The sequence below is a fragment of the Tsuneonella amylolytica genome (assembly GCF_003626915.1).
GTDB classification, from domain to species: domain Bacteria; phylum Pseudomonadota; class Alphaproteobacteria; order Sphingomonadales; family Sphingomonadaceae; genus Tsuneonella; species Tsuneonella amylolytica.
This window is the reverse complement of sequence record NZ_CP032570.1, coordinates 225347-238694: the sequence shown is the minus strand read 5'-3', so window position 1 is coordinate 238694 and position 13348 is coordinate 225347. Positions and strand designations below refer to the sequence as shown.

Below are 13348 nucleotides of genomic sequence, written 5' to 3'. Positions count from 1 at the left end.
CTCGGCTTATTACGAAATGGCCCCGGAAGGGAAGAGTGCGGCTTACGCGCCGAACACACGGGCGAAAATCGTGTCGACGTGCTTGAAGTGGTAGTCGAGGTCGAACTTTTCCTCGAGCTGCTCCGGCGTCAGCGCGGCGGTGACTTCGTCGTCGGACTTGAGGAGGTCGAGCAGGCTCAGCGCACCGTCCGATTCCCACACCTTCATCGCGTTGCGTTGGACGAGGCGGTAGGCATCCTCGCGGCTGACACCGGCCTGGGTCAGAGCCAGCAACACCCGCTGCGAATGGACGAGGCCGCCCATCCGGTCGAGGTTCTTCCGCATCCGTTCGGGATAGACCAGCAGCTTGTCGATCACGCCGGCCAGCCGCGCCAGTGCGAAGTCGAGCGTGATCGTGGCGTCGGGGCCGATGAACCGTTCCACCGAGGAATGGCTGATGTCCCGCTCGTGCCACAATGCCACGTTTTCGAGCGCGGGAAGGGCATAGGCGCGGATCATGCGGGCCTGGCCGGTGAGGTTCTCGGTGAGGATCGGGTTGCGCTTGTGCGGCATCGCGCTCGACCCCTTCTGGCCGGGCGAGAAGTATTCTTCCGCCTCGAGCACCTCGGTGCGCTGGAGGTGGCGGACCTCGACCGCGAGTCGTTCGATACTGCCCGCGATCACTGCCAGCGTCGCGAAGTACATCGCGTGCCGGTCGCGCGGGATGACTTGCGTCGAGACGGGTTCGATGGCGAGGCCGAGCCGCTCGGCGACGTGTTCCTCGACTTCGGGCGATACGTTGGCGAAGGTCCCGACCGCGCCCGAAATCGCACAAGTCGCGATTTCGCGCCGCGCATTGGCCAGCCGTTCGCGGCACCGGGCGAACTCGGCATAGGCCTGCGCCAGCTTGAGGCCGAAGGTCACCGGCTCGGCATGGATGCCGTGGCTACGGCCGATGGTGGGGGTGTACTTGTGCTCTTCCGCGCGGCGCCGGATCGCGGCGAGCAGCAGGTCGAGATCTTCCAGCAGGATGTCGCTCGCCTTGGCGAGTTGGACGCTGAGCGTCGTGTCGAGCACGTCCGAACTCGTCATCCCCTGGTGCATGAAGCGCGCTTCGTCGCCGACCTGCTCCGCCACCCATGTCAGGAAGGCGATCACGTCGTGCTTGGTCACCGCCTCGATCGCGTCGATCGCTTCGACGTCGATCTTCGGATCGGTCGCCCACCAGTCCCACAACGCCTTCGCCGCGCTTGTCGGCACGACGCCCAGTTCGCCCAGCTTTTCGGTCGCGTGCGCTTCGATCTCGAACCAGATGCGATAGCGCGCCTCCGGCTCCCAGATGGCGGACATCGCGGGGCGGGCGTAACGGGGGACCATGTTCGACTCCGGCGGATCGGGGGAAGTGACGCGCGGGAGCGGCTAGGGGCGCGGCGGCGCTATATCAACCCCTTGGCCTTCAGGCTGGCGTGGCCGTCGCGCCCCACGATGACGTGGTCGTGGACGACGATGCCGAGCAGGCGGCCGGCCTCGGCAATGCGGCGGGTGATCTCGATGTCGGCGCGGCTCGGTTCGGGATTGCCGCTGGGATGGTTGTGGACGAGGATCATCGCTGTCGCGCCGAGATCGAGCGCCTTGCGGACGACCTCGCGCGGGTGGATCGCCGCCTCGTCCACCGATCCGTCGCCGACATGGTGGTCCATGATCAGCCGGTTGCGGGTGTCGAGGTACAGGACGCGAACCCGCTCTACCGTCAGGTGCGCCATGTCGATCGTGAGGTAATCGAGCAGCGCCTGCCAGCTGCCAAGGATCGGCTTGTCGCGCACCTCGCCCCGCGCCATGCGCCGGGCCGCCAGGGCCACCGCCTTCAACGCAGCCGCCCCGCCGTCGCCCATGCCCTTGACCTGCACGAGCGCGCCGGGTTCGGCATTGAGCACGGCGTTGAGGCTGCCGAAGCGGGCGAGCAGGGCCTTCGCGAGCGGCTTGGTGTCGCCGCGCTGGTTGGCTGCGAACAGCAGGAACTCGAGCACCTCGTAGTCGGCCAGCGCCTCGGCCCCGCCGGTCAGCAGCCGCTGGCGCAGGCGCGCGCGGTGGCCGGCCCTGCCGTCGCCGTCCGGAACGCCTTCACCCTGCGGCAACCTTTCCCCCGTCATCGCTTCGAACCGGCAGCGCATTGCCTTTGGGCGGCGCGTCGCGCAAGTGGGGGGCGATGGCGCAGGCGTCGGGCGAACTCGAAGAAGCAATAGCGATCGAGGAAGCGCGAGCCCGCCGGCGCTGGCCGCGCGTCCTCATCGGCGTTGTCCTCCTCGTCCTCGCGTTGCTGGCCGCTGCTTGGTTGTCGCGCGAGCGGATCGCGGGCAACGTCATCGAGGGCCAACTTCGCGAATACGACATTCCGGCCACCTATGAGATCGAACGGATCGCGCCCGATCGCCAGGTCCTGAAGAACGTGGTCGTGGGCGATCCGCGGTCGCCCGACCTGACGATCGAACGGGCCGAAGTCGCCATCCGCTACCGCCTCGGCACCCCGCAGCTGGGTCGGGTCACCCTGATTCGCCCGCGCCTGTACGGCACGTTGCGCGGAGGCACGCTGAGCTTCGGCACGCTCGACAAGGCGCTGTTTCGCAAGACCGGCGCCCCGCCGGGCCTGCCCAAGCTGGACGTGCGCATCGCCGACGGACGCGCGCTGATCGAAAGCGATTACGGCCCGCTCGGCATCAAGGCCGAAGGGGCGGGGCGGATCTACGACGGGTTCGCCGGGATGATCGCGGTTGCGGCGCCCCGCCTCGATGCGGCGGGCTGCAACGCGCGCGGCGCGACGCTTTACGGCAAGGTGTCCACATCGGGCGGCAAGCCGACGATCGACGGGCCGCTGCGCATAGCGAGCTTTCGGTGCGCGGATCGGGGCGTTTCGCTCGCCGATGCGGCAATCGCGCTGAAAGCCACCGCCGACAAGGACTTCGGCGGCGTTGAGGGCCGGGGGCGGATCGCGACCGGCGCGCTCGCGGTCGCAGAGACGCGCGCGAGCAGCGCGAGCGGATCGATGCGCGCGACCTGGCGCGGCGATGCCCTGACCGCGAAATATACGCTGGCCGCGCGCGGTTTCGCGCATCCGCAGGCGAGGGTCGCTTTGCTGACGGCGGACGGAACGCTGCGCGCGCGCGATGGCTTCGGCTCGGCCGTGCTGCAGTCGGACCTCGAAGGGAACGGTGTGCGTGCCGGCGATGCACTCGATCGCATCCTCGCCGGTGGTGAGGCTGGAGTGGAAGGCACTTTGCTCGCGCCGTTGCTGCGCAAGGCGCGCACGGCGCTTGCGAGGGAGAGCCGTGCGAGTTCCTTCACTGCGAGCGTCACGGCACGAAAAACGGCCGACAGGCTGGGGGTGACGATCCCGAATGCAGCGCTGCGCGGCAGGAGCGGTGCGACCCTGTTGTCGCTAAGCCAGGTGGCGTTGAGCTCTGCCGGCTCCGGCCCGCCCCGCTTTTCCGGCAACCTCGCGACCGGGGGCGCCGGTCTTCCACGCATCGTGGGCCGGATGGAGCGCGGGCCGGGCGGACGGGCCGTCCTGCGTATGCGGATGGCCGAATACGCCGCCGGCGGCGCAGCACTGGAGATACCCGAACTGGTCCTCGCGCAGGCGCCGGGCGGTACGCTCGGTTTTGCCGGACAGGCACGGGCGAGCGGGCCGCTGCCCGGTGGCTCGACCCGCAATCTCTTACTGCCACTGCAGGGGACCTGGGGGCGGGGCGGCCTCACGATGTGGACGCGGTGCATCGACGTGCGTTTCGATGCGCTGGCGCTTGCCTCGCTCAGCCTCGAGAGGCGCGGAGTGCGTGTATGCCCGAGCCGGGGGCAGCCGATCCTGCGCCAGGACGGGCGCGGCCTCAGGATCGCGGCGGGTGCGCCTTCGCTCGATCTTGCCGGGCGGCTCGCGCAGACGCCCATACGGCTGCGCAGCGGCGCGGTCGGCTTCGCCTATCCCGGCGCGCTCAGCGCCCGCGCGGTCGACGTCAGTCTCGGCCCCGTGGCGACCGCCAGCACCTTCCGCATCTCGAACCTGACGGCGACATTCGGCCGCGAGATCGCCGGTACGTTCGATGATTCCGACGTTCGCCTGTTCAACGTGCCGCTGAACCTGGAGGGCACGTCGGGCAAGTGGCGCTATGCCGGCGGCACGCTGAGCATTTCCGAAGGGGCCTTCCGCCTTGTCGACCGGCAGGACGCGCGGCGGTTCAATCCGCTCGTGTCGGAAGGCGGCACGCTCACCTTGCGCGACAACGTGATCGACGCGCAGGCGACGATGTTCGAGCCCGGCACGCGGCGGAAGGTGACGGACGTTGCCATTCGCCACGATCTCGCGACCGGAACCGGCCATGCCGACCTTTCGGTGCCAGGCATCCTGTTCGACCGCCGGTTGCAGCCCGACGCGCTGTTCCCGCTCGCCAAGGGCGTCGTCGCCAACACCCGCGGCGTGGTAACCGGCACGGGCCGCATCGACTGGAGCGAGCGCGGGGTCACCAGCACCGGTGCGTTCAGCAGCGACGACCTCGACTTCGCAGCGGCTTTCGGCCCGGTGAAGGGAGCGAGCGGCACCGTGGTGTTCAGCGACCTCCTCAACCTTACCACCGCGCCAGGCCAGAAGATTCGCTTCGCCTCGGTCAATCCGGGGATCGAAGTGACCGATGGCGAACTGGCGTTCAGTCTGACCGGCGGGCGCATCCTTGCGGTGGAGGGCGCGACGTGGCCCTTTATGGGCGGTACGCTGACGCTGACCTCCACGACGCTCAATCTCGGCCAAAGCGAGGAGCGCCGATACGTGTTCGAGATCGTGGGGCTGGAGGCGGAACAGTTCGTCGAGCGGATGGAGCTTCCCAACATCAGCGCCACCGGCACGTTCGACGGCACGATGCCGATCATCTTCGATAACGCGGGCGTGGGCCGGATCGAAGGCGGCCTGCTGATTGCGCGGCCGCCGGGCGGCAACGTCAGTTACGTGGGCGAGCTTTCGCGGGAGAACCTCGGCGCGATCGCGAACTTCGCCTTCGATGCGCTGAAATCGCTCGACTACCAGCAGATGTCGATCGGTATGGACGGCAACCTCACCGGCGAGATCGTGACCCGCGTGCGCTTCGACGGCGTCAGACAGGGCGCCGGGGCGAAGCGGAACTTCATTACCCGCCGATTCGAGAACCTGCCCATCCGCTTCAACGTCAACGTCCGGGCCCCGTTCTACCAGCTGATCACATCGCTCAAATCGATGTACGACCCCGCCTCGGTTCGCGACCCCCGCGAGCTCGGCCTGCTGACCGACGATGGACGCGTGCTGAAACGCGCGGTGAGCCCGCCGCCGCCCGCGATAAAGCCCGAGGACATCGTCCCCGACGGGCCCCCCATTCAGTCCTCCGAAAGCGAGACCAAGCCATGATGAGCGCCGAGTTGACCCGAACCTGCAGGCTTGCGACAATCCCGCCCATGACAGGGGACGGACGGATTGCGCGCTGGGCCGGGGTGCGGGGACTGCCGCTGGCGATGCTGGGGGCGGTCGGATTGGGGGGCTGCGTCCAGGTGACCGCGCCCGACAAGCCGATCGTGATCGAACTTAACGTCAACATCCGGCAGGAAGTGATATACCGGTTGGCCGCCGATGCGGGCAACACGATCGACGAGAACGAGGACATCTTCTGATGCGCAAGTTTCTGATAACCGCCGCCGCAGCGGCCGCTGCAACCGGCCTGATCGCCGCGCCGGCCCTGGCGCAGCGCGATCCGGCATACGAGGCCGCGCGCTCTTCGGGTCAGGTGGGCGAAAAGATGGACGGCTATCTCGGCATCGTCGGAGCGGGCAACGCCGCTCTGCAGCGCGTGGTGAGCGACATCAATATCAAGCGCCGGGCGGTCTATGCCGAGAAGGCCCGCGCCGCCAACGCCACGCTGGAGGAATACGCGCTAACCGCCGGATGTCTCGCGATCGCGCGCACGGCGCCGGGCGAAAAGTACCAGGCCCCCGACGGCAGCTGGCAGACCCGCACCGCCGCGCCGCCGCAGCGCGACAGTCGCTGCCCTGCGTAAACGCAAAACCCCGCCTCATGCGTTGACTCGGCAACGCCCCCTCCGTAAGGGGGCGGCGCCTTGGGCGGGCACCTCTCGCGCATGCCGCGCGTTTCCTTCACTGCGGCCCTTCCTCGCGGAAGATGCCCGAAACAGGAGATTGGTATGAGCGACGAGACGCCTGCACGGGAGCCCATCGGGGAAGATGCGCGGATCGACGCGCTCGAGGCGCGGCTGAAGGCCGCACGCGAGCGGGAAGAGAAGCGCACCGAGCCGCACATGCAGGGTGCCGATGCGAATTATCGCAGCGGAAACCGCGCGTTGGCGGACTTGCTCGGCGGGGTTCTCGGCGGCCTGGTGCTCGGCTGGTTGTTCGACTGGCTGGCCGGTACCTTGCCCTGGGGTCTGTTGGTGGGTCTCGCTCTCGGGATCGTCGTCGCCTTCAGAAACATCTTACGTTCTGCAAAGCAGCGCCCCGACGAATAGCGCAAAGCGCGAAACGCTCGGCCTACGCGCCCAAGGATCAGGGACTTCAGTACAGTGGCAACCGAAGCCAAGGTCGACCCGATGCACCAGTTCACGATCGAGCCGCTCGCCGGCACGGCGGACTGGTCGATCGCGGGTTACAATGTCTCCTTCACCAATTCCGCCCTGTGGATGCTCATCACCGTCGTGGTGCTGACGCTGTTCGTCGCCGGCGGATTGCGGCGCGAACTGGTGCCCGGTCGCTGGCAGATGACGGTGGAATACTTCACCGGCTTCATCGACGGCATGCTGGAGGCGAACATCGGCAAGGCGGGGCGCAAGTACGTGCCTTACGTCTTCAGTCTCTTCATGTTCATCCTTTTCGCCAACCTGCTCGGCCTCCTGCCGCTGGGCGTTGTGGGCCTTCACCCGTTTACTTTCACCAGCCACTTCACCGTGACCGGCCTGCTGGCGGTCCTGTCGTTCGCCATCGTCCTCGTCGTCGGCTTCTGGCGGCACGGTCTGCATTTCTTCAGCCTGTTCGTGCCCCACGGCACGCCGCTGCCGATGATCCCGATCATCGCGCCGATCGAGTTCATCTCGTTCATGGTGCGGCCGTTCAGCCTCGGCCTGCGGTTGTTTGTCGCGATGATGGCCGGGCACGTCCTGCTGGAAGTGCTTTCGAGCTTCGTGATCGACGGTACGAACGCCGGCGTCGGGTTCGGTCTCCTCGTCGGGCTTCCCAGCTTCCTCCTGATGATCGGCATCTGCGCGCTCGAACTGCTCGTCGCCGGCATCCAGGCCTACGTCTTCGCCCTTCTCACGTCGCTGTACATCAACGACGCGGAAAACCTTCACTAAGTCCCGTTCACAACAGACAGTTTTTCAAGGAGTTTTATCATGGACATGGAAGCCGCCAAGCTCATCGGTGCCGGTCTCGCCGCGATCGGCGCCGGCATGGCCGCAATCGGCGTCGGTAACGTCTTCGGCTCGTTCCTCGAGAGCGCGCTGCGCAACCCCGGTGCCGCCGACGGCCAGCAGGGCCGCCTCTTCATCGGCTTCGCCGCGGCCGAACTCCTCGGTCTGCTGGCGTTCGTCGTCGCGATGATCCTGATCTTCGTCGCCTGACACCCAAACCCGCATCGCCGGCTGCGCCATGGGGCGCAGCCGGCGTTGTAATACCGAGCGTGCGATGCCCCAGATAGCCCAGCTTGCCGATACGTATTCGAGCCAGATCTTCTGGTTGCTGATCTTCTTCGGCTTCACCTTCTTCGTCGTCGGCCGGGGCATGGTGCCCCGCGTCATGGCGACCGTGGAAGCGCGCGATGCGCAGATTTCGTCCGACCTCGCGGCGGCCCAGGCCGCACGCGACCAGGCGGACCGCGAGGAGGAATCCTGGCGGGTGCGCGAAAACGAGAACCGCGCCGCCGCCCAGGCTGTCGTCGCCGAAGCAAAGGCGAGGGCCGCCGCCGCGAGCGAGGCTCGCCTTGCTGCCGCCCAGAAAGCGATCGATGCGCAAGCCGCAAGTGCGGAAGGCCGCATCGTCGAGGCGCGCGACGCCGCGATGTCGGACGTCGAAGGTGTGGCCGCGGATGCGGCGCAGGACATCGTCGCCCGGCTCGCCCAGATGCCTGTCGATCGCAGCCGCGCGGAGCAGGCCGTGAAGGAGGCAATGCGCCATGGCTGACGAACTTCCCGAGATCATTGCGACTTCCGACGCGCAGATCGTGGCGGAGACCGGCCACGGCGGGGCGCCGACGCACGCCTCGCCCGAACTGTTCGGGCTCGCCCCGTTCCAGATCGTCGCGGTGGCGATGCTGGTGCTGCTGTTCATCTTCATTTGGAAGAAGGTCCCGGCACTCGTACTTCGGGGCATAGACAGTCGCATCGAGACGATCCGGCAGCAGTTGGACGATGCCAAGGCGCTTCGTGCCGAAGCCGAAGCCCTTCGTGCGGAATACGAAGCCAAGATCGCCGGTGCCGAAAAGGATGCCGAAACGATGATCTCCGGCGCTCACGCGGAAGCCGAGCGGATCGTTGCGCAGGCGGAGACCGACAGCAAGGAAATGGTCGCTCGCCGCGAGCGGATGGCCGCCGACAAGATCGCCGCCGCGGAGCGCGAGGCCGTCGATTCGGTCCGCCGGACGGCTGCTACCGCGGCGACGATGGCGGCAAGCAAGCTGATCTCGCAGGATTTCGGCGAGACCGACGACCGCAAGCTTGCCGACGAGATTATCGCGGGCATCTGACCCCTTTCAGGAACGATAGGCACCCACGGCGCGCTTCTCCGGCATAGCAACCGGAGAAGCGCCGTGACCGTGACCGCCATCGAGATCAACTGCAGCCTCAAGAAGAGCGACGGGAAACCGAGCTCGACCGATGCGATGCTCGACCTTCTCGGCGAGCATTTTCGAGAAACCGACGTGGAGATCGGCGAGCGGCTGCGTATCGCCGATTACAACGTGCTGCCCGGCGTCACATCCGACGAGGGCGAGGGCGACGACTGGCCCGCGTTGCGCGCAAAGATCCTTGCCCACGACATTCTCGTCTTCGGCGGTCCGATATGGATGGGCCAGATCGGCTCGATCGCCAAGCGGGTGCTCGAGCGTATGGACGCCTTCCTTTCCGAAACCGACGACGAAGGGCGAATGCCGAGCTATTCGAAAGTGGCGGTCGCGGCCATCGTCGGCAACGAGGACGGTGCCCACTGGGCAAGCTCGCAGCTGTTCCAGAGCCTCAACGACACGGGCTGGACGATTCCCGCGGTCGCGGCCTGTTACTGGGTGGGCGAGGCCATGGGCTCCACCGACTTCAAGGATCTGGAGCATACTCCGAAGAAGGTGACGGAGACAGCCAAGATGGTCGTCGGCAACGCAGCGCATCTTGCGAAGTTGCTGAAGGATTCGCCGTACCCCGGCTAGCGTTCAGGGCGCCAACACGACCTTTCCGACCAGTTCGCCCGCCGCCATCGCGGCGAATCCTTCCCGCCAGCGCTCCAGCGGGAGGATGCGATCGAGCACCGGAGCAATAGCGCCGGACGCCGCCCTGTCCGCTACCTGGCGGTTTATATGCGTCCCCCGTTCGGGGAAGCGGCGGGCGTACTCGCCGGCGCGGACGCCGACGATCGAGAAGCCCTTGATGAGGGGGATGTTGACCGCGACCTCGGGAATGCGTCCGGCGACGAACCCGACGACGAGGAGCTTGCCGCCGAACGCGACGCAGCGCGTGCTTTCGTCGAACACGTCGCCGCCCACCGGGTCGAACACCAGATCGCAGAGCCTGCCGTCTGTCATCCCGGCCACCTCCTCGCGGAACCGTCCCCCGTTGAGAATGACTGCCTCGGGCGAGACCGCCTTGGCGATGCGGTCGATCTTCGAGGGGTTGTGCGTTGCGGCGATGACACGCGCTCCTAGCGCGCGTGCGAGGTCGCAAGCGGCGAGTCCGACACCGCCGCTGGCGCCGTGCACCAGAACGGTCTGCCCCTCCCGCAAACCGCCGAGTTCGACGAGGCCGGTCCACGCGGTCGTATAAGCCGCGCCCAGCGATGCGGCCGCGGGGTAGTCCAATCCATCGGGCACCGGGCGCAGCGACGCGGCCGGGACGGCGGCAACTTCGGCAAAACCGCCGGTCTTCGTGCCGCCCATCACGCGGTCGCCCACCGCGAAGGAAGCGCTTTCGTCCGCTTCGATCACCTCGCCCGCGAACTCGAGACCGCTGGTGAACGGCGGTTCGGGTTTGAACTGGTAGGCCCCGCGCGTCATCAGCAGGTCGGGGTAGTTGAGCGAGGCTGCGCGGACCCGCACCAGCACCTGGCCGCTGGCGCGTGTCGGTTCGGGAATGTCGGCCAGCGCGACCCCCGACAGGTCGTCCGACAATCGCTCGACGCGAATCGCTTTCATGCGGCCTTGAAGTCGTCCTTCGCGGCGCGCAGCCGGGCGAACGTCTCGTGCGGTTCGCGTCCGCCCCAGCGATTGCGAAGGTCCTCGCGCTCGGCCCGGAGGAACGGGTTGGTCAGGAGTTCGCGTTCCAGCTTGGTCGGCACCGTGGGTTCGCGCCGTGCGCGGCGCCCCTCGATCTCTTCCGCGTAGAGCTGGAGGTCGAGGTTGTCGGGATCGGCGTGCAAGGCGAACGCGGCGTTCGCCTGGGTGTATTCGTGCGCGCAGTAGAGCATCGTTGCGGGCGGCAGCCCCTTGATGCGCTGGAGGCTGGTCCAGAACTGCTCGGCTTCGCCTTCGAACATGCGGCCGCAGCCGAGCGCGAACACGCTGTCCCCGACGAAAGCCACCTCGTCAGCGGGCAGGTGATAGGCGACATGGCCGTTCGTGTGGCCGCCCACGTCGATGACGGTTGCCTCGTGATCGCCGATCCGGACGGTGTCGCCGTGCCCGACCACGCGGTCGATCGGCGAAATCCGCGTCACTTCGGCAGGGGCCACGATCGTGCAGCCCGTGGCGGCCTTGATCGCCTCGTTCCCGCCGGCGTGGTCGGGATGCCAGTGGGTGTTCCAGATCTGCGTAATCTGCCAGCCCCGCTCGGCCGCGGCCTTGAGATAAGCGTCGGCATCGGGGGTATCGATGCACACGGTCTCCTCGCTGTCCGGGTCGTGGACGAGGAAGCCGTAGTTGTCGGACAGGCAGGGGAACTGGTGAATGTCGAGCGGCATCCCGGCAGACTAGACCCGCCGCACGAAAAGGAAAGGCCCGCCATCCCGTGGGGGAGGGCGGGCCTGTCACTTCGGCGGGCGAGGCCGTCACGGGAGTAAATCCCGTGAGGTGGCCGCTGGCAGCGGCGCTAGCGAACGGACTTCGCCCGCCGGCCGGTCTCGCCGCTGTTGTCCGCAAGTTGCCTTGCGGACTCGCTTACTCGCCCTGCTTCTTCAGCGCTTCGCCGAGGATGTCGCCGAGCGAGGCACCCGAATCGGACGAACCGAACTGGGCCACCGCTTCCTTCTCTTCGGCGATCTGGCGCGCCTTGATCGAGAAGTTGGGCTTCTTCGAACGATCGAAGCCGGTGACCATCGCGTCGAGCTTGCTGCCGACCTGGAAGCGGTCGGGGCGCTGTTCGTCGCGGTCGCGGCCGAGATCGCTGCGCTTGATGAAGCCGGTCGCGCCGTCGTCGCCGACCTGCACTTCCAGGCCGCCGTCGCGCACTTCGAGCACGGTCACGGTGACCACGTCGTTGCGCTTCAGACCGCCCGCCGAAGCGGCACCGGCTTCGCTCGGAGCACCCTTTTCGAGCTGCTTCATGCCGAGGCTGATGCGCTCCTTGTCGGTGTCGACGTCGAGCACGATGGCCTCGACCTCTTCACCCTTGCGGTGCAGCGCCAGCGCGTCCTCGCCCGAGATGCCCCAGGCGATGTCCGACATGTGGACCATGCCGTCGACGTCGCCAGGCAGGCCAATAAACAGGCCGAACTCGGTCGCGTTCTTGACTTCGCCAGTGACCTTCGAACCCACGGGGTGCGCTTCGGCGAACTCTTCCCACGGATTGCGCTGGGCCTGCTTGAGGCCGAGCGAAATGCGGCGCTTCTCGCTGTCGACCTCGAGCACCATGACCTCGACTTCCTGCGAGGTGCTGACGATCTTGCCCGGGTGGACGTTCTTCTTGGTCCAGCTCATTTCCGAGACGTGGACGAGGCCCTCGATGCCCGGCTCGATCTCGACGAACGCACCGTATTCGGTGATGTTCGTAACCGTACCGGTCATCTTCATGCCGACCGGATACTTCGCGCCGACGCCATCCCACGGATCGCTCTCGAGCTGCTTCATGCCGAGGCTGATGCGCTGGGTCTCGGGGTTGATGCGGACGATCTGCACGGTGACGGTATCGCCGATGTTGATCACCTCGCTGGGGTGGTTGACCCGCTTGTAGCTCATGTCGGTGACGTGGAGCAGGCCGTCGATGCCGCCGAGGTCGACGAACGCACCGTAGTCGGTGATGTTCTTGACCACGCCGTCGATGACCTGGCCTTCGGCCAGCTTGTCGATCAGCTCGCTGCGCTGTTCGGCGCGGGTTTCCTCAAGCACGGCGCGGCGCGAGACGACGATGTTGCCGCGGCGGCGGTCCATCTTCAGGATCTGGAACGGCTGCGGCATGTCCATCAGCGGAGTGACGTCGCGCACGGGGCGGATGTCGACCTGGCTACCGGGCAGGAAGGCCACGGCGCCGTCGAGATCGACGGTGAAGCCGCCCTTGACGCGGCCGAAGATGCGGCCGTCGACGCGCTTGCCTTCGCCGAATTCGCTTTCCAGCTTGTCCCATGCGGCTTCGCGGCGGGCGCGGTCACGGCTGAGCATCGCTTCGCCGTCGGCGTTCTCGACGCGGTCGACGTAGACTTCGACTTCGCTGCCGACCTCGAGGCCATGCGAGCCATCTTCTTCGCCGCGCTCGAATTCCTTGAGGGCGATGCGGCCTTCGCTCTTCAGGCCGACATCGACGATCGCCATGCCGTTTTCGATGGCGGTGACGGTGCCCTTGACGACGCGGCCTTCGAAGCCTTCGTCGCCGGCGCCGCCGAGCTGTTCGTTGAGGAGCGCCTCGAAATCGGCGCGAGTGGGGGTGGCTGCAGAAGCCATATGCGGTTCCTTCGTGTTTGCTACCGGCCTCGGGTTCTACCCGGGTCTTTCTCCGCGTCGGCGGGATTGCCTTAACGGGCCAAGAGGGCCGATGCCGCGCGGGGCCGGATGCCGCCACGCGGGTCCATTCGAGCCAAAGCTGTCCGGGACGGGCGCGCGCCTAGGCCAGCGTGGCGCAAATGGCAAGGAAAAGCCGACGCCCTGTCATAGCGGAACGGGGTGAGTTTCGTTAACTCCCTGCTCGCAATGGCGCCTAGGCCGAAAAGACCCTTTCGGGCCGTAACC

At 67.1% G+C, this 13348-nt stretch carries 14 protein-coding genes; 9 read left to right on the top strand and 5 right to left on the bottom strand.

From position 1 onward, the window contains the following. Nucleotides 1–42: 42 nt before the first annotated feature. Both purB and radC read right to left on the bottom strand, forming a co-directional pair. Entirely contained in the window at nt 43–1356 is a 1314-nt protein-coding gene (gene purB, locus D4766_RS01170) for an adenylosuccinate lyase (RefSeq protein WP_120715805.1), read from the bottom strand. A 59-nt stretch (nt 1357–1415) separates the two neighbouring features. Then, the gene (gene radC, locus D4766_RS01165) at nt 1416–2129 is read right to left on the bottom strand and encodes a RadC family protein (RefSeq protein ID WP_120717976.1); all 714 of its coding nucleotides are present in this window, start codon (nt 2127–2129) and stop codon (nt 1416–1418) included. A 56-nt stretch (nt 2130–2185) separates the two neighbouring features. Here radC and D4766_RS01160 point away from each other — a divergent pair, with 56 nt between their 5' ends. The 9 genes from D4766_RS01160 to D4766_RS01120 all read left to right on the top strand — a co-directional run bounded on the left by D4766_RS01160 (nt 2186) and on the right by D4766_RS01120 (nt 9409). Then, nucleotides 2186–5401, top strand: a complete 3216-nt coding sequence (locus D4766_RS01160) for an intermembrane phospholipid transport protein YdbH family protein (protein ID WP_120715804.1) — start codon at nt 2186–2188, stop codon at nt 5399–5401. Nucleotides 5402–5448: 47 nt separating this feature from the next. Continuing rightward, a complete protein-coding gene (locus D4766_RS01155) occupies nt 5449–5661 on the top strand; it encodes a YnbE family lipoprotein (protein ID WP_234024844.1) in 213 nt (70 codons plus the stop codon). Further along, nucleotides 5661–6044, top strand: a complete 384-nt coding sequence (locus D4766_RS01150) for a YdbL family probable chaperone protein (protein WP_120715802.1) — start codon at nt 5661–5663, stop codon at nt 6042–6044. Before D4766_RS01155 ends, D4766_RS01150 begins: the two co-directional genes overlap by 1 nt. Nucleotides 6045–6188: 144 nt before the next feature. Continuing rightward, on the top strand, nt 6189–6509 hold the full coding sequence (locus D4766_RS01145; RefSeq protein WP_120715801.1) for an AtpZ/AtpI family protein: 321 nt from the start codon (nt 6189–6191) through the stop codon (nt 6507–6509). 54 nt (nt 6510–6563) lie between these two features. After that, the gene (locus D4766_RS01140) at nt 6564–7349 is read left to right on the top strand and encodes a F0F1 ATP synthase subunit A (RefSeq protein ID WP_120715800.1); all 786 of its coding nucleotides are present in this window, start codon (nt 6564–6566) and stop codon (nt 7347–7349) included. A gap of 39 nt (nt 7350–7388) precedes the next feature. Continuing rightward, a complete protein-coding gene (locus D4766_RS01135) occupies nt 7389–7616 on the top strand; it encodes a F0F1 ATP synthase subunit C (RefSeq protein ID WP_057884388.1) in 228 nt (75 codons plus the stop codon). 64 nt (nt 7617–7680) lie between these two features. Continuing rightward, nucleotides 7681–8175, top strand: coding sequence for a F0F1 ATP synthase subunit B family protein (locus tag D4766_RS01130; protein WP_120715799.1), 495 nt, complete (start codon nt 7681–7683; stop codon nt 8173–8175). Beyond that, a complete protein-coding gene (locus tag D4766_RS01125; RefSeq protein ID WP_120715798.1) occupies nt 8168–8737 on the top strand; it encodes a F0F1 ATP synthase subunit B family protein in 570 nt (189 codons plus the stop codon). The genes D4766_RS01130 and D4766_RS01125 overlap by 8 nt, the downstream gene beginning before the upstream one ends. A gap of 63 nt (nt 8738–8800) precedes the next feature. Next, nucleotides 8801–9409: a flavodoxin family protein gene (locus tag D4766_RS01120; protein ID WP_120715797.1), complete on the top strand. Its 609-nt coding sequence runs from the start codon at nt 8801–8803 to the stop codon at nt 9407–9409. Nucleotides 9410–9412: 3 nt separating this feature from the next. Here D4766_RS01120 and D4766_RS01115 read toward each other — a convergent pair whose 3' ends face one another. From D4766_RS01115 to rpsA, 3 genes are all read right to left on the bottom strand, one after another. After that, nucleotides 9413–10387: an NADPH:quinone oxidoreductase family protein gene (locus D4766_RS01115; protein ID WP_120715796.1), complete on the bottom strand. Its 975-nt coding sequence runs from the start codon at nt 10385–10387 to the stop codon at nt 9413–9415. Further along, nucleotides 10384–11151, bottom strand: a complete 768-nt coding sequence (gene gloB, locus D4766_RS01110) for a hydroxyacylglutathione hydrolase (RefSeq protein WP_120715795.1) — start codon at nt 11149–11151, stop codon at nt 10384–10386. Before gloB ends, D4766_RS01115 begins: the two co-directional genes overlap by 4 nt. A 196-nt stretch (nt 11152–11347) precedes the next feature. Continuing rightward, nucleotides 11348–13063 carry a 30S ribosomal protein S1 gene (gene rpsA / locus D4766_RS01105; protein ID WP_120715794.1) on the bottom strand — a complete coding sequence of 572 codons (1716 nt, stop codon included), beginning with the start codon at nt 13061–13063 and terminating at the stop codon, nt 11348–11350. Nucleotides 13064–13348: the final 285 nt, after the last annotated feature.